Genomic DNA, 22,220 nt, shown 5'->3' on the forward strand with positions numbered 1-22,220 from the left:
AAGACTATAAAGTATTAATCCTCAAATTTTAATTTAAACAATGAGTTTATGAAAAGCACGAATCGTTACCTCAGACTATTAAGTCTATTTGTTATGCTATGCTTCATTCCTCTATGGGCATTTGCACAGACTATCACCGTGAAAGGTGTAGTGAAAGATCATACCGGCGAACCGATTATCGGAGCCAGCGTTCTCGAAACAGGTACAACCAATGGTATGATTACCGACCTTGATGGTAATTTTACGATGAAAGTTCCTTCTAATGCCAAACTTACAGTGTCTTTTGTAGGGTATCAGTCACAGGTAGTAGACGTTGCCGGACGCTCTTCCATACAGATTATATTGAAAGATGATACGCAGGCATTGGACGAAGTGGTGGTAGTGGGTTATGGTACGGCAAGAAAGTCGGACGTAACGGGTTCTATTGCCAACGTCAACGCAAAGACATTGAAAGAGATTCCTTCACAGAACTTCACGCAGGCGCTGCAAGGACGTGTTGCCGGTGTGGAAATCAACCGTACTTCATCAAGACCGGGCTCGGAACAGCAGATACGTATCCGCGGTACCCGCTCACTGAATGCAAGTAACGACCCTCTTATCGTACTGGACGGTATTCCTTTTCCCGGAAATATCAGCGATATCAACCCTAACGATATCAAGACGATTGATATTTTGAAAGATGCTTCATCCACGGCCATCTACGGTTCGCGTGGTGCCAACGGTGTTATTTTGATTACGACCAATAAGGGAACGCAGGGCAAGGCAACCGTTACTTATAATGGCTATTATGGTATTGTAACCCTGTTCTCCGAATATCCGATGATGGATGGTCCTGAGTTTGTGAAATTCAGAGAGATTGCCGCAGCCAACGGTTCCAGTTGGGGAGCAATGGGAACAATGGACGACCCGTCTGTGAATACCAACTGGCAGGATTTGATTTTCAAGAACGGCCTGACTACGAATCACGACCTCTCTGTTTCAGCAGGAACTGAAAAAGGTTCTTACAACTTCGGTACTACTTATTACAAGGAAACTTCCGTTCTTCCCGACCAGGGTTTTGAACGTATCTCATTGAGAGCTTCTATCGACCAGGAAATCGGTAAATATTTCAAGGTAGGTATTACCACTCAAAACTCATACAGCAAGACGGAAGGTGAAGAAAGCGCGCCTATCTATAATATTCTGCAAACGAATCCTACCATCAGTCCGTACAATAGCGATGGCAGCATCCGGGAAGAAGTGATTGAACTGAACTCTTCGGATAAACTGTTGAATCCGTTGCTGTACAAATCTGTCGGAGAAAAGCATGCCGACGACCGCAAGACTTTCGCGACTTACAACAGTGCGTATGCCGAAGTGAAGTTTATGGATGGTCTTAAATACCGGCTCAATCTCGGTTTGAACTATCGTCAGAGCAATTATGGAAAGTTCAATGCTCCGGGCACTCCTTACCTGGGATATAATGCAGACCTGGCTGAAGCAACTATTTCTAACGCATTGACCACCAACTGGACGGTAGAAAATATGTTGATGTATGACAAGAAATTTGGCAAACACAGCATTAACGCAGTTGCCATGTACTCGGCAGAACGTACTACTTACAGCTATTCAACGGCATCCGCCACAGGTATCACAGCCGATGCGGTACAATATCACAACCTGGGTTTGAATACCGATAAAGTCACCATCGACCCGAACAAGCAGAAATACTGGCAACGTGGTTTGCTTTCTTACATGGCACGTGCGGCTTATTCGTATGATAATCGGTATATGCTGTCCGCAACCTTCCGTTCCGACGGTTCTTCCGTACTGGCAAAAGGCAAGAAATGGCATACTTATCCGGCAGTATCGGCAGGATGGAATATCAGAAACGAAGCGTTTATGGATAACATCGACTGGCTGAGTTCCCTGAAACTCCGTGTCGGATACGGACAAACATCCAATCAGGCTATCGACCCTTATGCTACATTGGGAGCGATGAAGGCGGTATATTACACGACCGGTTCCGCAGGAATCACCGGCTACTTCCCCACCAGCGTTCCGAATGAAAACCTGGGATGGGAGTATTCATCCACCTGGAACTACGGTATTGATTTCGGATTGTTCAACGGACGTTTGAGCGGTACTTTCGAATACTATTCCCAACGTACGAAAGACATCCTGATGCAGTTATCATTGCCGGCATCTTCCGGTATCGCGTCAGCTTACTGGCAGAATATCGGTGAAACCTCTAATAAAGGTTGGGAGTTGTCTCTGAAAGGAATCATCTTTGAAAACAAAAACGGATGGAGCTGGGATGTAGGTTTCAATATCTACGGAAATAAGAATAAGATTGTAGCGTTGGCAGGCAAATCGAAGAATGACACCGCTAACGGATGGTTTGAAGGCAAACCGATTGATGCCATTTATGACTATAAGAAAGTCGGCATTTTCCAAAAAGGGGAAGAAGCTCTTGCCGCAGCAAGCTATTCAGGCGGTAAACCGGGCGATATAAAAGTGGCTTATAACCTGGTAGACGGAGACCCTGTCACATTTGACGCCAATGGTGTTCCTTCCAGGCAGATTAATGCAAGTGACCGTCAGGTTATCGGAACAGCGGAGGGTAACTTCCAGGGTGGTTTCAATACTACGGTGGCATATAAGAATTTCGATTTGAGTATCGTCGGCGCTTTCAAGAATGGCGGTACGCTGATTAGTACGCTACATTCACCGCAAGGTTATCTGAATATGATGAGCGGACGTCGTGGAAATGTCAAGGTGGATTACTGGACAGAAGATAATCCGACCAACGCATATCCTACTCCGGGCGGAACAACAGGTAATAACGACGCTCCTGCATATGCTTCTACTCTGGCTTACTTTAGTGCTTCTTATCTGAAGATCCGGACAATCACGTTGGGATATAACTTCTCGGAAAAGTTGCTGAACAACGTCGGTATAAGCAGAGCCCGTCTTTACTTCACTGTTCAGAATCCTTTCGTTCTGTTCTCTCCGTACAATGACGAGACAGGACTCGACCCCGAACCGAACTCTTACGTGAGAGAAAACAGCGCGACTACCGGCGGATTGCCCGAGCGCTTCCTTTCCATCGGTACGAACACGCCTTCCACCCGTAACTTTATCTTCGGGCTTAACTTGACATTCTAATGCTATTACCTATAAAAACAGATTCATTATGAAAAGAATAATAAATAAATTCCTGGCAGGAACTTTGATAGCGGGTTTTGCGCTTTTGACCTCTTGTTCAGATATACTGGACGAACAACCTCGCTCGGCGATAACTCCGCAGTTGATGCAGACCAATCAGGGTGTGGAGCTTGCGCTCACTTCTGTATATTCCCACTTGCGTTTCCTTTACGGCCCGGTGAATCCCTGGTACAATTTTCAGTATGGAACCGACGAAACGACTTACGGCGGACTGGTAGGTTCGGGTGATGACGAACGCAGAATGGACGATTACAATATTGTAGCGACAACCGGACGTCCGGGCTGTTTTTGGAATAGCAATACATTCGCCTATATCAATACTTGTAACGGAATTATCTCTATCGGAGAGGCGAACGGGGTGGACTCCCGTCTGCTTGCCGAAGCACGGGTGATGCGTGCGCACGACCAATTCCTGTTGGTACAGTTCTATGGCGGCATTCCGCTCGATTTAGGTTCGGGTAAGAATGCATATAATACGTTACCCAATCGTCGGTCTGTCAGAAACACAGTGGAAGAGACTTATGCTTCCATCATAGAAGATTTGGAAAAAGCGGCAACCGACCTGAACGGGACGAAGCGTGACGACCGTTTCAAAGGTGTGGTTACAGAGGCTTATGCTAGCTATCTTTTGTCGAAGGTATATCTCACTTACGGATGGTGGCTGAAGAATAACAATAAATCGGGTTCCGACGGTTACTTCCAAAAAGCCTATGATACGGCTATGGGCGTGATAGGAAAATCAGGCGTGAACGGCGCGGCCGGAACGAACGGGTTCGGATTATTGCAGGATTATTATCAAGTGAACCTGGCACAGAACGACCGTAACATTGAAGTATTGCTTTATGCCGACCGTAGTGACGATGCGGGATTCTCCTTCTCGGAAGGTGAAAGCTGGGGTACGGAAGCTGAAAAGAGTAATATTGCGTTTTATGCTATGCGCTGTTGGTTTGATACCTCTTTCAATGGTGGTGGCGCTCCTTGCGGACGTTCCGCGCTTCAGGACTATGGCCGTCCGTGGAGAAGATGCGCGCCGACGTATGAAGTGATTGTAAATACATTCGCGGATAAAACCAATGACTCCCGTTATGACGGAACTTTCCAAAAGGAATGGCTGGCAAATCAGAATGCTGCTACTTCCAATGGTGCATTGAATACTCCGTTTGCCCTGGGTGATGTGGTGTACTATATGCCCGGTTATGAAATTCCGGGTGCGGGTACTCCGGCTAAACTTGCGAGCGGTAACTTCCCGGTGCAGACGATTGCAGGAAAGAACTATGCGGTTTTCACTCCTGAATATATGACACGCGAGCATTTCCCGTCTTTATGGAAACTAGGACCTTACAGTCCTAACAATGCTTCCGGCTACGCGAACTCTTCTTCTTTGCGTCCGTTCAATGTAGCTAAATTGTCAGAGGTTTATTTGATTGCTGCCGAAGCGGCTGTAATGGGTGCTACCGGTACGAAAACTGCCAGAGAGTTGATTAATGTTCTTCGTGAGCGTGCCGCATACCGTACTGCCAATACGGATGCACAGAATGAGACTGCAAAAACGAATATACTTGCTGCGACTCCGGCAAGCATCGATATAGACTATATCCTCGACGAACGTTCGAGAGAATTGTACGGAGAACAGTTGCGTTGGGCAGACCTGGTTCGCACAAAGAAGTTGAGCCGTGCAAAGACGTATTCTATCCGCGATTATAATGGCGACGCGATACAGGCTAGAAATACAATAACCCGTCCGGGACTGGCCAATATAGAAAGCGAGCCGAACAGCAAGTTTTATCTTCGTCCGATACCCCAGACTTTTATCGATACACTGGATATGACCGAGGAAGAAAAGCAGGCTTATCAGAATCCGGGATATTAACCAAACAGATTCGTTTTCCCCTTCCTGAAGCCACTTTCAGATTGGATGTAACATGATAAAACGTATTTGTAACATTTACAAACGATGATGTAACAGACAAGAAACAATCTGAATCGTAATTCTTCGGTGAAGGGGAATAAACTTCTTAAGTTTGCAACGTGGCATTTGGACGGATTCTTCTCTTTCCGGATGACCACAAAGTAAAGACATAAAAGAAAAGAAAAAATGAATAAGTATTGGTTTTATAAGGTTGGGTTAGTAGTTGTGTTCCTTTGCTTCGCCTGTGTAGGTGGGGCAAAGGTTAAACTACCTGCTCTTGTTTCCGATGGTATGGTACTTCAACGCGGGGAACAAGTGAGTCTTTGGGGAACGGCAGATGCTGATGAAACGGTGAATGTGACTTTCCTGAAGAAGAAATATAAGACGGTTGCCGATGCACAGGGGAACTGGAAACTTATGCTGCCTGCATTGAAAGCGGGAGGACCTTATACTATGACCATCAACGATATTGAGATAAAGGATATTCTTATAGGTGATGTGTGGGTATGTTCCGGTCAGTCGAATATGGAATTACCTGTTTCGCGGGTTACAGACCGGTTTCGGGATGAAATTTCCGCGGACAGTAATTATCCGATGGTACGCTATATCAAAACACCTTTACTTTATAACTTCCATGCTCCGCAGACGGATATTCCGGGAATCTCCTGGAAAGCGATGACTCCTGACAATGTGATGTCTTTCTCCGCTTTGGTTTATTTCTTCGCTAAGGATTTCTATCAGAAAACGAAAGTTCCGGTAGGGGTGATAAACTCTAGTGTCGGCGGTTCGCCGGTAGAAGCATGGGTGAGTGAAGAAGCTCTGAAACCTTTTCCATCTTATTTGAACGAAAAGCGCATCTATGAATCGGACGACTTGATAGAATCAATGAAGAAAGAGGAAAGAAAGAAAAGCCATGCCTGGAATGTGGCGCTGTATCAGGGAGACAACGGTATGCACGAAGCTACCCCCTGGTATGCGGCTGACTATGATGACAGCGATTGGCAGTCAACCGAACTGTTTGCTCGCGACTGGTCTACGAACGGATTGAATTCGGTCAATGGAACCCATTGGTTCCGTAAGGACTTTCAGGTTTCCGAACAGCAGGCAGGGGAACAGGCAACTCTTCGTTTAGGATGTATCGTTGACGCAGATTCTGTCTATGTGAACGGGACGTTTGTGGGCACTGTTGCTTATCAATATCCGCCCCGTATCTACACCATTCCTGCCGGATTGTTGAAAGCAGGGAAGAATACGGTGACAATACGTCTTTTCAGTTATGGCGGTCGTCCTCATTTCGTAAAGGAGAAACCTTATAAGATTCTTTTCGGGAAAGGTCAGCCGGAAAAAGGAGAGGCGGAGATAAGCCTGGAAGGTAATTGGAAATACCGTTTGGGTGCTCCCATGCCCGCTGCTCCGGGGCAGACTGCTTTCCATTATAAACCTACGGGACTTTATAATGCCATGATAGCTCCTTTGCTGAATTATACGGTATCCGGAGTCATATGGTATCAGGGCGAATCGAATGTATCACGCAGAAATGAATACAAGTCTCTGCTATCTGCCATGATTGCCGATTGGCGGGGACGTTGGAATCGTCCGGAGATGCCTTTCTATATTATAGAACTGGCGGATTTCCTGTCTCCCGAAGATAAAGGCGGACGTGCCGCTTGGGCGGAATTCAGGAAAGCGCAAGCAGAGGTAGCCGATACAAATGCCAATGTCACTCTAATTAAGAACAGTGATTTGGGCGAGTGGAATGATATTCATCCATTGGACAAAAAGACTTTGGGACAACGGCTTTCCCAAACGGTCTTTTAACAAAGAGTCAAATAATTAATAATAGATAATAGTACTATGAAAGCACAGACTCAAAAAGTGTCGATGGCCGAGAAAATCGGTTATAGCCTGGGAGATGGTTCTGCGAACCTGATTTTCCAAATGATGATGATGTTCCAACTTTTCTTTTATACAGATGTGTTTGGAATCAAAGCAACAACGGCGGGTATGATATTACTGTTCGCACGTGTATTCGATGCGTTCGTTGATCCTATAGTAGGTATCCTGTCCGATAGAACCAATACCCGTTGGGGAAAATACCGCCCCTGGCTATTGTGGACGGCTATCCCTTTTGCTGTATTCTTCATCTTGGCATTTACGACACCCGACCTTAGCGAGCGTGGTAAAATAATCTATGCAGGTATCACGTATACCTTATTAATGTCTATTTACTCCTTCAATAACACACCGTATGCTTCCCTGGGTGGCGTAATGACCAGTGATATAAAAGAACGCACTAGTATTTCGTCCATCCGTTTCGTGACGGCTACGATAGCCACTTTCGTTGTGCAAGGACTTACCTTACCGTTAGTCTCTAAATTCGGGCAAGGGGACGATCAGCGCGGATGGTTTCTGACAATCACTCTGTTTGCTATTATCGGAGTCATTCTATTGGTTATCACTTTCTTTTCTACGAAGGAACGTATTACTCCACCTGTGGGACAGAAAAATTCGATACGGCAGGATTTTGTAGATATTGTAAGCAGCCGTCCCTGGAAGTCCATGTTTGTCCTGACTCTTTTCCTGTTTACTACATTGGCTATGTGGGGCAGTAGTATGTCCTACTATTTTAATTACTTTGTAGATAAGACAGCCCTTTTCGACTTCCTGCAAAACTTCGGACTGGTGAGGGTAGAAGGGGAGACATATGGGATGTGGCATACTTTTCTTGATGCTTTCGGCTTGATAGCGCAGCCTGACCATAGCAATGTATTTGCCGTAGGTTTCAGCTTGTTCAACATGATCGGTCAGGTTATCACTTTAGCGGGTGTAATTTTGCTTTCCGGCTATCTTTCTAATATCTTTGGCAAGCGGAATGTGTTCTTGGTTTGTCTGACACTGACCGCATTGTTTACAGCTTTGTTTTTTATGGTAGATTCAACGAGCATCGGCACGATATTCATCATAAACTGTTTGAAGAGTTTGGCTTACGCGCCTACTATCCCGTTGCTTTGGGCAATGATGGGGGATGTAGCCGACCATTCCGAATGGGTGAACCATCGCCGCGCTACGGGTTTTGTCTTTGCGGGTGTAGTCTTTGCATTGAAAGCCGGATTAGGTCTCGGCGGAGCTATTTGTGGTGCGATTGTCGATTCATTCGGTTTCATTTCTAATGTAACACAGACAGATAGTGCGATTTTGGGTATCCGCCTGACATCTAGTGTGATTCCCGCTATCACATTCTTTATCGGAGTGATTGCGTTGTTCTTCTATCCGATTTCAAAGAAGTTGAATGAGCACATTCAGGCAGACCTGACAAAACGAAGACTGGAAAACAATTGATTAATAATTAATAGAATTAGATAATATGAAGATTTCGACAAAAACAACGGTATCATTCTTATGGGTTGTAGCAGCATTGATAACAGGCTCTTCGATAGCTTTTGCGCAGGAAAAGAACACTTTGAAAGAAGCCTTGAAGGATAAATTCCTGATAGGAGCAGCGGTGAATACACAGCAGGCATCCGGCAAAGATAAAGTAGGAGCAGAGGTGATCCGGGAACAATTTAATGCCATTGTAGCAGAAAATTGCATGAAGAGTGCGGAAATACATCCTGAAGAAAACCGTTATAACTTTACGAAGGCAGATGAATTTGTAAAATTCGGCGAGAAAAATAATTTGGCGCTTACAGGACATACTTTGATATGGCATACACAACTTTCCCGTTGGTTCTGCGTAGATAAGGATGGTAAAAATGTTTCTCCCGAAGTCTTGAAGAAACGGATGAAAGAGCATATCACTACCGTTGTGAAACGCTACAAAGGCCGTATCAAAGGCTGGGACGTAGTGAATGAAGCATTTGAAGATAATGGTTCATATCGTAAGACGAAGTTTTATGAGATTTTGGGAGAAGAATATATCCCGTTGGCTTTCCAGTATGCACACGAAGCCGACCCGAAAGCCGAACTGTACTACAACGACTATTCGATGGCTCATCCGGGAAGAAGAGCGGCAGTCGTAAAACTGGTACAAGACTTGAAAAAACGGGGTATCCGTATTGATGCCATAGGTATGCAGGGACATATCGGCATGGATTATCCGAAAATCAGTGAATTTGAAAAGAGTATGCTTGCTTTTGCCGAAACGGGAGTAAAGGTGATGATAACGGAATTGGATTTGACAGTAATACCGTCACCCGATCCCAATGTGGGCGCGGAAGTCTCAGCTTCTTTTGAATACAAGAAAGAGATGAATCCTTATCCGAATGAACTGCCTGAAGATGTAGCAAAGGCATGGACAGCGCGCATGAACGATTTCTTCCGTCTTTTCCTGAAACATCAGGATATTATAACCAGGGTTACTCTTTGGGGCGTGGCCGACCATAACTCCTGGCGCAACGACTGGCCGATGAAAGGGCGCACGGATTATCCGTTGCTTTTCGACCGCAATTATCAGCCGAAACCGGTAGTCGATCTGATTATCCGTGAAGCTGAAAGCAAATAAACCTATTAACTGAAAAATAGAAAGATCATGAAAACAGAAAAAAGATATTTAGTTCCCGGTGATTATATGGCTGATCCTGCCGTACATGTATTTGATGGCAAACTCTACATCTATCCCTCACACGATTGGGAAAGTGGAATTGCCGAAAATGATAACGGGGATCATTTCAATATGAAAGATTATCACGTCTATTCTATGGATGATGTGATGAATGGTGAGATTACCGACCACGGTGTAGTGCTTTCCACAGAGGATATTCCCTGGGCAGGACGCCAGCTTTGGGATTGTGACGTGGCTTTTAAGAACGGCAAGTATTATATGTATTTTCCTTTGAAAGACCAAAATGATATATTCCGTATCGGAGTGGCTGTCAGTGATAAGCCATACGGCCCTTTCGTGCCCGAAGCCAATCCGATGAAAGGCAGTTATAGTATGGACCCTGCCGTATTGGATGATGGCGACGGCAATTACTATATGTATTTTGGCGGTCTGTGGGGCGGACAACTCCAACGTTACCGGAATAATAAAGCACTGGAATCTGCTATTCTGCCGGAAGGGGAGGAAGAAGCTTTGACAGCCCGTGTAGCCCGTTTGAGTGATGATATGATGGAATTTGCGGAAGAACCGCGTCCGGTGATAATCCTGGACGAGAATGGGATGCCGCTGACAGCAGGAGATACCGAACGCCGATTCTTTGAGGCTTCCTGGATGCACAAATATAATGGTAAATACTACTTCTCTTATTCTACGGGAGATACCCATCTGCTCTGTTATGCGATTGGTGATAATCCTTACGGGCCGTTTACCTATCAGGGAGTGATTCTTACTCCGGTAGTAGGATGGACTACCCATCACGGCATTGCAGAATTTAAGGGTAAATGGTATTTGTTCCACCACGACTGTGTGCCGTCCGAAGGGAAAACATGGCTTCGCAGCCTGAAAGTCTGCGAACTGCAATACGATGCGGACGGGCGAATTATTACTATCGAAGGAATAGATAAATAATAATTTTAATTTAGGCACGGATTACACGGATTACGCTGTTGCTTTGTACAATCATATATCAGAAAACCGTGAAATCCGTGTAATCCGTGCCTGAAAATTCCCATTTATAGAACGAACTTTGAACTATTACTTATGAGAATAATATCTATATTGACATTCATCCTGTTCTTCTGTCTTTCGTCCCGCGCGGAAGATGGAAGTGCCCTGTGGCTTCGCTATGCGACAGGCACGAAGGCGGAAATTAGTTGCAGGAAGCAATCACCGACATTGAACATTGCCGTTTCCGAATTACAAAGATATTGGAAAGGCAGCCTTCCTGTGGCTTTGGAAGTGAACGCAAATAAGGAACTGCGTGCACTTGGAAATGAAGGATATACAATCCGTACTTCTGCCGACGGCAAGCAAATTACTATTGCTTCTTCCGGCGAGCAAGGCGTTCTTTATGGAACTTACCACTTACTCCGCCTGCAAGCTACGGAACAGCTTTTGAATCTAAACTCGAACCCGGATTCAAACTCGAACGCTCTGAATATCTCTGAAAAGCCGGATTACCGGATTCGTATCTTAAACCATTGGGATAACCTGGACGGAACGATCGAACGTGGTTATGCCGGACATTCACTTTGGAAGTGGGAAGAACTTCCTGTCGTTGTCTCTCCCCGTTACGAAGCTTATGCACGTGCCAATGCTTCTATCGGTATCAATGCAACTGTGGTGAATAATGTGAATGCAAGTCCCAAGATTCTTTCCGACGACTATCTGCAAAAAGTAAAAGTACTGGCTGATATCTTCCGCCCTTATGGATTGAAAGTATATCTCTCTATCAATTTTTCATCTCCGGCAGCCCTGGGTGGCTTACCTACTTCCGACCCTTTGAATAAAGAAGTAATCGCCTGGTGGAAGAAGAAAGCAAAAGAGATTTACTCCCTGATTCCCGATTTCGGCGGATTCCTGGTGAAAGCAAATTCCGAAGGTCAGCCCGGCCCGTGTGATTACGGACGTACCCATGCCGAAGGAGCGAATATGCTTGCCGATGTCTTGAAACCCTATCGGGGTATTGTGATGTGGCGTGCCTTCGTTTACTCGCCCACGGACAGCGACCGTGCCAAGCAGGCTTATCTTGAATTTGAACCTTTGGATGGAAAGTTCCGCGACAATGTAATCGTTCAGATAAAGAACGGCCCGGTTGACTTCCAACCCCGTGAACCGTTCAGTGCACTATTCGGAGCCATGAAGAAAACGCCCGTAATGCCGGAATTCCAAATTACACAAGAATATTTAGGCTTCTCCAATCATCTTGCCTTTCTCGCTCCCATGTGGAAGGAATGTTTGGACAGCGATACTTACGTACAAGGCGAAGGCTCTACTATCGCCCGTGTGACGGACGGCTCCCTGTTTTCTCATCCACTGACTGCCATTGCCGGAGTAACCAATATCGGCGATGATGTAAACTGGTGCGGACATCCTTTTGCGCAAGCCAACTGGTATGCTTTCGGACGTCTCGCCTGGAAACATTCCCTTTCATCCGAAGAGATAGGGGAAGAATGGCTGAAACAAACCTTTCTCCCGATTTCCGAACAGTCACGCAGTGCTTCGGCAAATGAACAGTCTCAAAAAGAGAAAGAACAACTTAGTTCTCAACTCTCCCTTCTCAACTCCCAACTTCTCCAAAAGTCGAGGGAAGCAGTAGTCGATTATATGATGCCGCTTGGACTGCATCACATCTTTGCATGGGGGCATCACTACGGGCCGGAACCCTGGTGTGATATTCCCGGTGCCCGTCCCGACTGGATGCCATCTTACTACCACAAGGCAGCTAAGGACGGCATCGGATTCGACCGCAGCAGCAAAGGAAGCAACGCGACCGCACAATATCATTCTCCTTTGTGTGAACAACTGGATGATGTAAACACCTGTCCCGAAAACTTACTTCTTTGGTTCCATCATGTTCCCTGGACTCATCAGATGAAAAGCGGCCGTACACTTTGGGCGGAGTTATGCTATGCCTATGACCGTGGTGTGCAAGAAACAAGAAACTTCCAAAAGTTATGGGACTGTATGGAGAAGTATGTCGATTCGGAGCGTTTTGGTGATGTGCAGCATCGCCTGAAGATTCAGGCAAGGGATGCGGTATGGTGGAAAGATGCTTGCTTACTGTATTTCCAGCAATTCAGCGGGCAGCCGATACCTTATGAACTGGAACGTCCGGTGCATGAATTAAAAGACATGATGGAATACAGGCTCAATATTACTAATTTTGAATGTCCGCCTTACGGATTTACTAAATAGACAAGAAAAGTGCTTGTTCTGTGATAAAATTGTTACCTTTGCGGTCAATAATAAAACAGAATATAAGAATATGAGCCAAAATACATTTAGCATGGCGGGGGGCGTTGCACGCAACCCGCTTGTGCGTTTGGACAAACCTGTCACGGCAACTATCGGTGTAGATGAGCATATAGCCATTGTAGGCCCTAATGGGGGTGGTAAAAGTCTTTTTGTAGATACTTTGATCGGAAAATATCCGTTGCGTGAAGGAACGATTCAGTATGACTTTTCCCCTTCCGCCACTCAAACCGTCTATGATAATGTAAAATACATTGCTTTCCGTGATACTTACGGTGCGGCCGATGCCAATTACTACTACCAGCAGCGCTGGAACGCCCATGACCAGGATGAAGCACCGGACGTCCGGGAAATGTTGGGGGAAATCAAAGACGAACAACTGAAGAATGAATTGTTTGAACTCTTTCGCATCGAACCTCTTCTTGATAAAAAGATAATCCTTCTTTCCAGTGGAGAGTTGCGTAAGTTTCAACTTACAAAAACATTGTTGACAGCTCCCCGTGTCTTGATAATGGATAATCCGTTTATCGGACTGGATGCACCTACCCGTGAACTCTTATTCTCTTTGCTCGAACGTCTGACGAAAATGTCGTCTGTTCAGATTATCCTGGTGCTTTCCATGCTTGACGATATACCTTCGTTTATCACCCACGTTATCCCGGTGGATAAAATGGAAGTATTTCCCAAGATGGAACGTGAAGCCTACCTCGATGCCTTTCGCAACAAGGATATAGCTATTTCTTTCGATGAATTGCAGAAACGAATCATTGATTTGCCTTATGACAGCAATAACTATGATGCGGACGAAGTGGTGAAACTGAACAAGGTAAGTATCCGTTATGATGACCGTACCATTTTGAAAGAACTGGACTGGACGGTACATCGTGGAGAGAAATGGGCTTTAAGCGGAGAAAACGGAGCAGGAAAGTCTACCTTATTGAGCTTGGTCTGTGCGGATAATCCACAATCATATGCCTGCGACATCAGCCTTTTCGGTCGGAAAAGGGGGACAGGAGAGAGTATTTGGGAAATCAAGAAACATATCGGTTACGTAAGTCCCGAAATGCACCGTGCCTATCTCAAGAACTTACCGGCTATCGAGATTGTAGCGAGTGGCCTGCATGACAGTATCGGTCTGTATAAACGTCCCCAGCCGGAACAGATGGCTATCTGTGAATGGTGGATGGATATATTCGGTATTGCCGGTCTGAAAGATAAACCTTTCCTGCAACTTTCCAGCGGGGAACAACGCTTGGCTTTGCTGGCACGTGCGTTCGTCAAAGACCCGGAACTATTGATTCTCGACGAACCGCTGCATGGATTGGATACTTATAACCGTCGCCGGGTAAAGAAAATTATCGAAGCCTTCTGTCAACGTAAAGACAAGACCATGATTATGGTGACACATTATGAATCGGAGCTTCCGAACACAATAACTGATAGGCTTTACTTAAAGAGAAACCGGTAGTGCTTTCTTATAGATTAAGATTCTGTATAAACTGCCGGAAGTGTGTATGTAAAGTGTCCAAATCCTCTTTTGCATATCTAAAATGTGTAGAATGAGGCAATCGGATAATAACTTGATATGATTTCGGTAGCTTATGCTCAAATACTTGTACACTGGATGTACTGACTAACTCATCCCGATCTGCGTGAATAACTAAGGTCGGGATATTTATTTTCTGAAGTATTTTCCGGGTACGTGCCATGAGATGGAATAAATCAATAATCCGTGGTGCCCAAGTCAGATACCTGAAAACGGAGCAGGGGGCTACACTGCTGGCTTGCAGAAGTGCGAAAGCCGGATCATCTTCGGGAATATGACTGCAAAAACCTATTTTTAGATTATTTCGAATTGCCCGCCATTTGACACGTACATATAGTGGAGTGTCGATGACGATAATTCCCCGTATCTGTTTAGTATCTTCCGTATATGCCAATAAGGAAAGAAGACTGCCCATTGAATGACCGACGAGTATAATATTCGTATATCTCTTTCTGTAGTAGTCGATTTGTTGTCTGACATGTTCTTGCCATGTCTCCTTATTATGGCGTGCAAAATCTTTTCCGCTTCCACCGTGTCCGGGTAATAATAAAGCGGCGGCAGCATATCCCATCGCGACACTTATATCAATTAGTTGAGTGAATTGGTCGGGACCTTCTACAATGCCGTGAATGAATATAACTATATGATTAGTGTTTTCTATGTCAATATAACGTGGCTCTGTGGGATACATATCAAGGTATTGTTGTTTATCAAAGGTTATTACTCTGTTTAACCGGATAAAAGTAATCATTTTTGTTGAATACTGCTTGATAAACGCTTCTTTTCTTTTTGCGAGGATTTTAATATTTTCCAATAAAATGATAGTTTTTTGCTCTGATTGTTTATCTTTGCCCCCAACTGAATACAAAAAGTGATAAGAAAGACATGGATAATAGTCAAAATGTTATAGCTGTATTGTACAGGAAACATTGGCATAAACTCTATATTCATGCATATAATCTGTTGAATGATGGAGAGAGTGCAAAAGATGTCGTGAACGATGTCTTTTGTTCTGTGCTCGAAAATAGCAAACAGTTGACGACGGAAGCTGATTTGCTTCCTTTATTCTATGTCATGGTGAAAAATCGCTGCATCGACCATATTCGTCATCAGAACGTGGTGTCTAAAAATGCGGAAAGGTATTTGGAAGAATTATACAGCGGTTGGACTGCAAAGGAATATCGCGACTATGAGGATAAAATCAATCGGATGCAAGAGAGTATCCGGCAGATGGCGCCGCAAATGCGAACAGTAGTGGAAGAGTTTTTTCTGAATGAAAAGAAATGTGCGGAAATCAGTGAAATATTAAATATCAGTGATAATACAGTCAGAACTCACATTGCCAGGGCTTTGAAAATACTTCGTAAACGGTTAAGTGTCTTTTTTCTTTTTACATTCGTTTATATAGATTGCCGGGCATATATAGCTCACCTGTTGGATATATATATCTAGTGTATTGGAGGGAAGCTGTTATTTATGAATTTTATTATATATTTTAAAAAAAATCTCTTTTAGGTGTCATCAATTTCGGTTAGCTCTACGTATTAAGATAAACAGTTGACTATAATGATGGAGAATTCAGACCAAAATTTAGACTATGCACTGCGTGCGATACAAGAACCGCAACTAAGGGAGACAGAAGAGTTTCACCAATGGATAGGTGTGCCTGAAAATAAGGAGCTCTTTCTCGACCTGATGGCTTGCAAAGAAGCCGTGATGCGTGAGAGTCTGGATAAGAAACGCAAGGCAAAGTCGAGGCGGCTTATATGGGCAGCGACTTCGGCTGCGGCTGCCATCCTGGTTTTGGCTTTTCTGATTCCTTCATTGCTTCCTTCTGATTATGTAAGAAAAGCGCAGCCGGTACGATTCTTTGAAGCAACTGCCAATGTGGAACATGTGATGCTGCAAATGGACGGTCAGGAAGAGCAACTGTTGGAAGATAGCGTGATGGACATCAAGGAATGGAAAACATTGACACCGGATACCACTTGCTGCCAGACATTGACCACACCGCGTGGGAAAAGTTTCCTGCTCGTACTGTCCGACGGGACTAAAGTATGGATAAATGCAGAAAGTAGTCTACGCTATCCTGTTGCGTTCAATGGAAAGGAACGACGGGTAGAACTGAAGGGTGAAGCCTGTTTTGAAGTGGCAAAGGATGAGAATTGTCCCTTTATTGTAAGTGCTGACGGCATGGATACCCACGTACTGGGTACTAAATTCAATGTACGGTCATATACGACAGAAGACCGCCACGTGACATTGGTACATGGGAAAGTGCAGGTTACCAATAAGAATAGCCTTAAATCCATAATACTTCAACCCGGACAGGATCTGACTTATACGGAAACCGGAGAAGAGAAAATATCGAATGTCAATATAGCTACTTATACGGCCTGGACAGAAGGAATGTTTTATTTTGAAGATGCATCGCTGGAAGAAATCATGGGTTCTTTGGGTAGATGGTACAACGTGAACATCGACTTTGAACAAACTGAACTATACAATATCCGTCTGAACTTTTGGACTAAGCGCAATGCTCATTTGGACGAAGCAGTGGAACTGCTGAATAAATTGGAAAAAGTACGTGTAGACTATCAGGAGGGAACTATTACGATTAGACATATATAACTTTAACAAATACAACTCTTATGGAAAAACAACTAATTGCATTGTCTTACAAAAAGGCAATGAGGAAGGTCGTATGGATGAAAACTGCCTGCTTATTGCTGATGTTTGTCACTGGCTTGCATGGATGGGCGCAGGAAACGAACAGTAAATTAATCTCTTTGGAACTGAAAGAAGTCCCACTGGGAGAGGCTTTGAAGCAGTTCAGCAATGTGTCCGGGTATAAGGTGAATTTCCCAACTGAGGATGTCAAATCGTATCGGGTAAGTGTAAGCATACAGCAGTTAGCACCTTTGGCGGCACTTCAGAAAATCCTGGAAGGAAAACCTTTCGAATATGAGGTGGACCAGAATTTTATCACTGTCCGTAAAGTGAAGCCAGCTTCGAATACTACCACGCGTAAAGTCAGAAACATCGAGGGGCGGGTAATGGATGAAAAAGGTGATCCGTTGCCGGGTGCGAATATCCGCGGAATAGACAGCCCGTTTGGAGCTATTTCCAATATCGAAGGAAAATTCACCTGTAAAGTGCTGGCGGAAACTCACACTCTGGAAGTCTCTTTTGTTGGCATGCAGACCGAAAAGGTGTCTATCAAAGGGCGTACCAGTGTCAATGTGATTATGTATGAAGACAAGAAACAACTGGGTGACGTAGTTGTGACAGGTTATCAGCGTATCAGTCGTGAACGTTCTACTGCTTCTTTCGGTTTCATAGATTCCGAACAACTGACAAGACAAATGCACAGTGACCTGGCGTCATCTCTGGAAGGGCAAATAGCCGGTTTGCGTATGAATATCAATCCGAATAACGGGGATATGAGTCCTATCCTTCGCGGTGTAGGTACATTCTCAAATGATGTAGGTACAAATCCGCTAATCGTAGTGGATGATATGCCGACTGACCTGACTTTGAGTGAGATAAATCCTTATAATGTAGAAAGTATTACTGTTTTGAAAGATGCGGCTGCCGCCAGTATTTATGGTGCTTTGGCTGCGAATGGAGTTATCGTAGTAACTACGAAACAAGCCAAAAGAGAAGGTGCGAACGTGTCTATTAATGCCGACTGGTTTATCACTACCAAACCAAATTTTAAAAGCTTGAATCTAGCTTCTACCAGCGATATTATTGATTATCAGACGGCTGTGTTTGATGCCAATGTAGCCGAAATAGGGAGTGCGTCGGGATACTTGTCCGGTTTTAATTCCGGATACTACAATCCTCTATTCCAACTTTATCTGGATCGGGAAAATGGAGATATCAGCAGTAATGAGGTAAATGCTACTTTGAACCAATGGCGCAATAATGACTATTATAAAGAATATCGCGATAACGCTTGGCGTACAGCCGTGACTCAGCGTTATAACGTGAGTGTATCTCAAAAGTCCGGAAATAACAATCACTTTCTTTCTTTCAATTATGAGACTGACAATCAGCGTATCATAAGCAGCAAGAGTAATCGGATTTCCTTGTATTACAAGTCGAACTATGCGATTACGAGTTGGATGAATGTGAATGCCGGCATAGACGTACGAATGGGGCGCAGCTACACACCGAATACAAGCTACACCAACTATGCCATGCAGCAAAGGTATGAACGGATATTGGATGCCGACGGCAACCGTTATACTTCTCCTTACGTCAATGTAGGCAACATTACTTACAATGGAAGTGTGGTGGGGAACGCCGAGGGGGTTACACCTTACAAATCGTTTGGCTTCAATGTGCTTGATGCACTGGATGAAAGTAAGACTAAGTCACATGATGTCAGTATTCGTCCCTTCGTTAGTTTACAGGCTCGTTTCCTGAAAATGTTTAAGTACAACTTTATGTATCAGTATGAATGGAACAAGAGTAAGAACGAACTGTTTGATTCGGACGATTCTTACGCAATACGTATGTTGCACAACAGTATGGTTGATACGGATGGAAAAGCGCATTTGCCACAAGGAGGTCGATATTCCCAGTTGGAAGTTGGAAGTAACCGCTATACTGTACGAAACCAGATAGACTTTGGCAAAAGCTGGAAACATCATACTGTGACTGCCATTGCCGGATTGGAATTCCGTGAAAACAAGGTTCCGAAATCTACCAGTCAATTATTTTATGGCTACGATCCGCAAACGCTGACTTCTGATCAAATAAATTGGCAGGAATTCCGTGACGGTGTGGGAAACAGTGCCCTTTCCGGCAGTAGAATTACTTTGTCGGGGCTGGCCGGCTCTTTAAAGGAGACGCGCCATCGTTATGCATCTTTTTATGCGAATGCAGCATATTCTTTCCTGTCCCGCTATAATCTGTCGGGAAGTATCCGTTGGGATCAAGCCGACTTGTTCGGCCTTGACATACGCAACCAGCGTCATCCCTTGTGGTCTGTCGGTGCTTCCTGGATTCTGTCGGAAGAATCATTCATGAAAGAGATTTCCTGGTTGGATTATCTCAAAGTGCGTATGACTTACGGGATTAACGGTAACGTGGACCAAAGCTCGACCACTTATTTTATTGTCAAACAAAAGACACAGAGCAATCCTATCAAAACGACCTATCTGACGTATAACGACGATGACCTGCCCAATCCGAAACTGCGTTGGGAGAAGACAGCCACTTATAATGTAGGATTGGATTTCCGCCTGTTCAATAATGTGATTAGCGGTAGTTTGGAATACTACAACCGGCAGTCGTCCGATTTGCTTGTACACCGATACATGGACCCGACTATAGGGGCAAAATCACGTGTAGTAAATAATGGGGAGATGCGTAACCGGGGTGTAGAGCTTTCCCTTACAGCTAACATCATCCGCAAGAAAGACTGGAATTTTGCTGTTGATTTCAACTTTGACCATAATAAGAACAAAATGTTGAAAGTGGATCATAGTGACGCGGATAATGCTTCGTCCTTTATTCAGAGCCCGCAGAATTATTTCATGGAAGGTACCAGCTATAATACGCTATGGGCCTATCGTATAGACCGTATCGAAAACGGCTATCCGGTAGCAGTGGATAAAGATGGAAATGATCTTGTGAAATTTAATGAAGACGGCACGGTAGCTAATATCACTACTAGTTCATCGCTCAAAGGTACTGATGACTTAGTGAATCTCGGTTCAGTAACTCCGAAATTCAGTGGCTCACTGGCTTTCAGGCTCAACTACAAGAATTTCGATCTGAATGCTTTCTTCGTGTATGCCGGTGGTAATAAACTACGTAATAGTGTGGTGAAAATGAACGATCAAATAGGTGATCAAACTTTGAAGGGTATTTCCAACCGCTGGAGCGCAGATGTTTCGGACACACAAGTACGTATGTATCACGATATGCCGCAACAAGTGAAATCTTATTCGGGTACTTTTCAGTATTGGTGGCAGTATGGTGACATAAACGTGAAAGACGCTGGCTATGTGAAATTGCGTAGTTTGAGTTTGGGATATAATTTGCCACTAACGATTTGCCAACATCTCCATCTCAATTCACTGAAGATAAAGGTACAAGTGAACAATCTGTTTACCTGGTGTAAGGCAGGGAACGATATTGATCCCGAGAGCTACAATATGAATGGTGGAACACGTGGTATGGCTGCGCCCAAAACTTATTCCATCGGATTATCAACAAGTTTCTAACTATTTAAAAAACATAGGATATGCGTAAATTACTTTATATTTTACCGATTATTCTCATAATAGGGTTTGCAGCCTGTGAGAATTATGTGGATATAACTCCCACGGGGCAGAAAACTGTGGATTCTACCCAAACTTATTACGAATTGGTGGCATTGCCTAACCGTACTTATAATTCGATATCTTTTGCTTTGTTGAGTGATAATGTATGGGCGAAGGAATCGAATATCATAGGCAATGAATTTATCTCATGGGATGGTATCAATATGACTTTCAATGAGGAAGCCAACAGGAAAGAACTGAGTGATAACAATCTGTATGCTAACTGTTACACGTACATCTTGCGATCGAATATTGTTATTTCATTGGTAGATAACAGCCAGGGCGACAAAGATGTGAAGGAACTGGCTAAGGCGGAAGCGAAGATCATGCGAGCCTGGGATCATTTTATTGCGGTGAATATGTATGCGAAGGCTTATAATCCGGAAACGGCAGCAAGTGACGGCGGAGTTGCTATCGTCAGTAAATATGACTTGGAAGCGACTCCGAACAAATCGACTGTTGCCGAAGTTTATGATTTTATCATTAAGGATATAGAAGATGCACTTCCTTATTTGCAGGAAGAGCCGGTGAATGTATATCATCCGTCCAAAGCATTTGGTTATGCATTGGCTGCCCGCGTTTATCTGTTCCATCGGGACTGGAAGAAAGCGAAAGAAGCTGCGGAAGAATCGTTGAAACTGAATAGTAGCTTGATTGATTATATAGCGTTGGCAGACGAGGGTGGACCGACCAAGGTTTCGACTTATGCCAAAGGCGGTAATCCGGAGATTTTGAACTATGCTTATATGGGAGGAACTTCTGACAACCTGACTTATATGTATGGAATGCTTAGTCCGGAAATGGTACAACTTTACGGTGATAATGACGAACGCATGAACCAGTTTTTCAAAATGACTGGCAACAGTATCTATTATTTTGACGAAGGTTCAGGTGCTGCTTTGTGGAATTCTTCGATTACCTATTCTAAATTCCAGTCGATGTCCGTAGGTATGCGTACTGCTGAAGTTTATCTGATTTTGGCTGAAGCTAAAGCACGGTTAAAAGACATACCGGGGGCTGTCGAAACATTGAACCTGTTGCGCGAGAAACGAATCAGAGGCACTGAAGCCGTATTGCCGGAACCGGCTACCGAACGTGAGATGGTACAGGCGGTCATTGATGAACGCCGTAAGGAATTGATTTCCGGTTTTAGCCGTTTTTGGGACTTGAAGCGATACAATATGGAAGCTGATTATGCGAAAACAATCACTCGCAAGTTCCCGATAGTTACTACCGGTGTTGAGCAAAAGACGTACACATTGCGCCCGGATTCACGATTGTATATCATTCCATTCCCAGTAGATGCCCGTGAAAAGAACCCGAACATAACGTTGAACACTAACGAATAAAAAATAAAAAGAAAAA

At 44.3% G+C, this 22,220-nt stretch carries 13 protein-coding genes; 12 read left to right on the forward strand and 1 reads right to left on the reverse strand.

All coding sequences use genetic code 11. The annotated features are described in order from the left end of the window. Positions 1-48 precede the first annotated feature (48 nt). From HC965_RS00900 to HC965_RS00935, 8 genes are all read left to right on the forward strand, one after another. Positions 49-3,147, forward strand: coding sequence for a TonB-dependent receptor (locus HC965_RS00900; protein WP_191029658.1), 3,099 nt, complete (start codon positions 49-51; stop codon positions 3,145-3,147). A 28-nt stretch (positions 3,148-3,175) separates the two neighbouring features. Then, positions 3,176-5,077 carry a RagB/SusD family nutrient uptake outer membrane protein gene (locus HC965_RS00905; RefSeq protein WP_191029659.1) on the forward strand — a complete coding sequence of 634 codons (1,902 nt, stop codon included), beginning with the start codon at positions 3,176-3,178 and terminating at the stop codon, positions 5,075-5,077. 225 nt (positions 5,078-5,302) lie between these two features. Then, the gene (locus HC965_RS00910; RefSeq protein ID WP_191029660.1) at positions 5,303-6,934 is read left to right on the forward strand and encodes a sialate O-acetylesterase; all 1,632 of its coding nucleotides are present in this window, start codon (positions 5,303-5,305) and stop codon (positions 6,932-6,934) included. Positions 6,935-6,970: 36 nt separating this feature from the next. Continuing rightward, positions 6,971-8,455, forward strand: coding sequence for an MFS transporter (locus HC965_RS00915; RefSeq protein ID WP_191029661.1), 1,485 nt, complete (start codon positions 6,971-6,973; stop codon positions 8,453-8,455). 25 nt (positions 8,456-8,480) lie between these two features. Continuing rightward, positions 8,481-9,617: an endo-1,4-beta-xylanase gene (locus HC965_RS00920; protein WP_191029662.1), complete on the forward strand. Its 1,137-nt coding sequence runs from the start codon at positions 8,481-8,483 to the stop codon at positions 9,615-9,617. Between the two features lie 27 nt (positions 9,618-9,644). Next, positions 9,645-10,622, forward strand: coding sequence for a glycoside hydrolase family 43 protein (locus HC965_RS00925; protein ID WP_191029663.1), 978 nt, complete (start codon positions 9,645-9,647; stop codon positions 10,620-10,622). A gap of 132 nt (positions 10,623-10,754) precedes the next feature. Continuing rightward, positions 10,755-12,911 (forward strand): alpha-glucuronidase family glycosyl hydrolase, encoded by a 2,157-nt coding sequence (locus HC965_RS00930; RefSeq protein ID WP_191029664.1) that lies wholly within the window; start codon positions 10,755-10,757, stop codon positions 12,909-12,911. A gap of 70 nt (positions 12,912-12,981) precedes the next feature. Then, positions 12,982-14,436, forward strand: coding sequence for an ATP-binding cassette domain-containing protein (locus HC965_RS00935; RefSeq protein ID WP_191029665.1), 1,455 nt, complete (start codon positions 12,982-12,984; stop codon positions 14,434-14,436). A gap of 7 nt (positions 14,437-14,443) precedes the next feature. Here HC965_RS00935 and HC965_RS00940 read toward each other — a convergent pair whose 3' ends face one another. Continuing rightward, positions 14,444-15,265 carry a carboxylesterase gene (locus HC965_RS00940; RefSeq protein ID WP_223854627.1) on the reverse strand — a complete coding sequence of 274 codons (822 nt, stop codon included), beginning with the start codon at positions 15,263-15,265 and terminating at the stop codon, positions 14,444-14,446. A gap of 134 nt (positions 15,266-15,399) precedes the next feature. Here HC965_RS00940 and HC965_RS00945 point away from each other — a divergent pair, with 134 nt between their 5' ends. The 4 genes from HC965_RS00945 (at position 15,400) to HC965_RS00960 (ending at position 22,204) form a co-directional block, all read left to right on the forward strand. Then, positions 15,400-15,966 (forward strand): RNA polymerase sigma factor, encoded by a 567-nt coding sequence (locus HC965_RS00945; protein WP_191029666.1) that lies wholly within the window; start codon positions 15,400-15,402, stop codon positions 15,964-15,966. Positions 15,967-16,080: 114 nt separating this feature from the next. Further along, positions 16,081-17,145 (forward strand): FecR family protein, encoded by a 1,065-nt coding sequence (locus tag HC965_RS00950; protein WP_191029667.1) that lies wholly within the window; start codon positions 16,081-16,083, stop codon positions 17,143-17,145. 20 nt (positions 17,146-17,165) lie between these two features. Next, a complete protein-coding gene (locus tag HC965_RS00955; protein WP_191029668.1) occupies positions 17,166-20,756 on the forward strand; it encodes a SusC/RagA family TonB-linked outer membrane protein in 3,591 nt (1,196 codons plus the stop codon). A gap of 20 nt (positions 20,757-20,776) precedes the next feature. Then, positions 20,777-22,204, forward strand: coding sequence for a RagB/SusD family nutrient uptake outer membrane protein (locus HC965_RS00960; RefSeq protein WP_191029669.1), 1,428 nt, complete (start codon positions 20,777-20,779; stop codon positions 22,202-22,204). Positions 22,205-22,220 lie beyond the last annotated feature (16 nt).

The sequence above is a fragment of the Bacteroides sp. GM023 genome (assembly GCF_014750685.1).
Classification (GTDB): Bacteria; Bacteroidota; Bacteroidia; order Bacteroidales; family Bacteroidaceae; genus Bacteroides.

Excerpts from the sequence above, each read along its gene's own strand:
- HC965_RS00900 (WP_191029658.1), top strand. The coding sequence starts at position 49 with ATGAAAAGCACGAATCGTTACCTCAGACTATTAAGTCTATTTGTTATG.
- HC965_RS00905 (WP_191029659.1), top strand. The coding sequence starts at position 3,176 with ATGAAAAGAATAATAAATAAATTCCTGGCAGGAACTTTGATAGCGGGT.
- HC965_RS00910 (WP_191029660.1), top strand. The coding sequence starts at position 5,303 with ATGAATAAGTATTGGTTTTATAAGGTTGGGTTAGTAGTTGTGTTCCTT.
- HC965_RS00915 (WP_191029661.1), top strand. The coding sequence starts at position 6,971 with ATGAAAGCACAGACTCAAAAAGTGTCGATGGCCGAGAAAATCGGTTAT.
- HC965_RS00920 (WP_191029662.1), top strand. The coding sequence starts at position 8,481 with ATGAAGATTTCGACAAAAACAACGGTATCATTCTTATGGGTTGTAGCA.
- HC965_RS00925 (WP_191029663.1), top strand. The coding sequence starts at position 9,645 with ATGAAAACAGAAAAAAGATATTTAGTTCCCGGTGATTATATGGCTGAT.
- HC965_RS00930 (WP_191029664.1), top strand. The coding sequence starts at position 10,755 with ATGAGAATAATATCTATATTGACATTCATCCTGTTCTTCTGTCTTTCG.
- HC965_RS00935 (WP_191029665.1), top strand. The coding sequence starts at position 12,982 with ATGAGCCAAAATACATTTAGCATGGCGGGGGGCGTTGCACGCAACCCG.
- HC965_RS00940 (WP_223854627.1), bottom strand. The coding sequence starts at position 15,265 with ATGATTACTTTTATCCGGTTAAACAGAGTAATAACCTTTGATAAACAA.
- HC965_RS00945 (WP_191029666.1), top strand. The coding sequence starts at position 15,400 with ATGGATAATAGTCAAAATGTTATAGCTGTATTGTACAGGAAACATTGG.
- HC965_RS00950 (WP_191029667.1), top strand. The coding sequence starts at position 16,081 with ATGATGGAGAATTCAGACCAAAATTTAGACTATGCACTGCGTGCGATA.
- HC965_RS00955 (WP_191029668.1), top strand. The coding sequence starts at position 17,166 with ATGGAAAAACAACTAATTGCATTGTCTTACAAAAAGGCAATGAGGAAG.
- HC965_RS00960 (WP_191029669.1), top strand. The coding sequence starts at position 20,777 with ATGCGTAAATTACTTTATATTTTACCGATTATTCTCATAATAGGGTTT.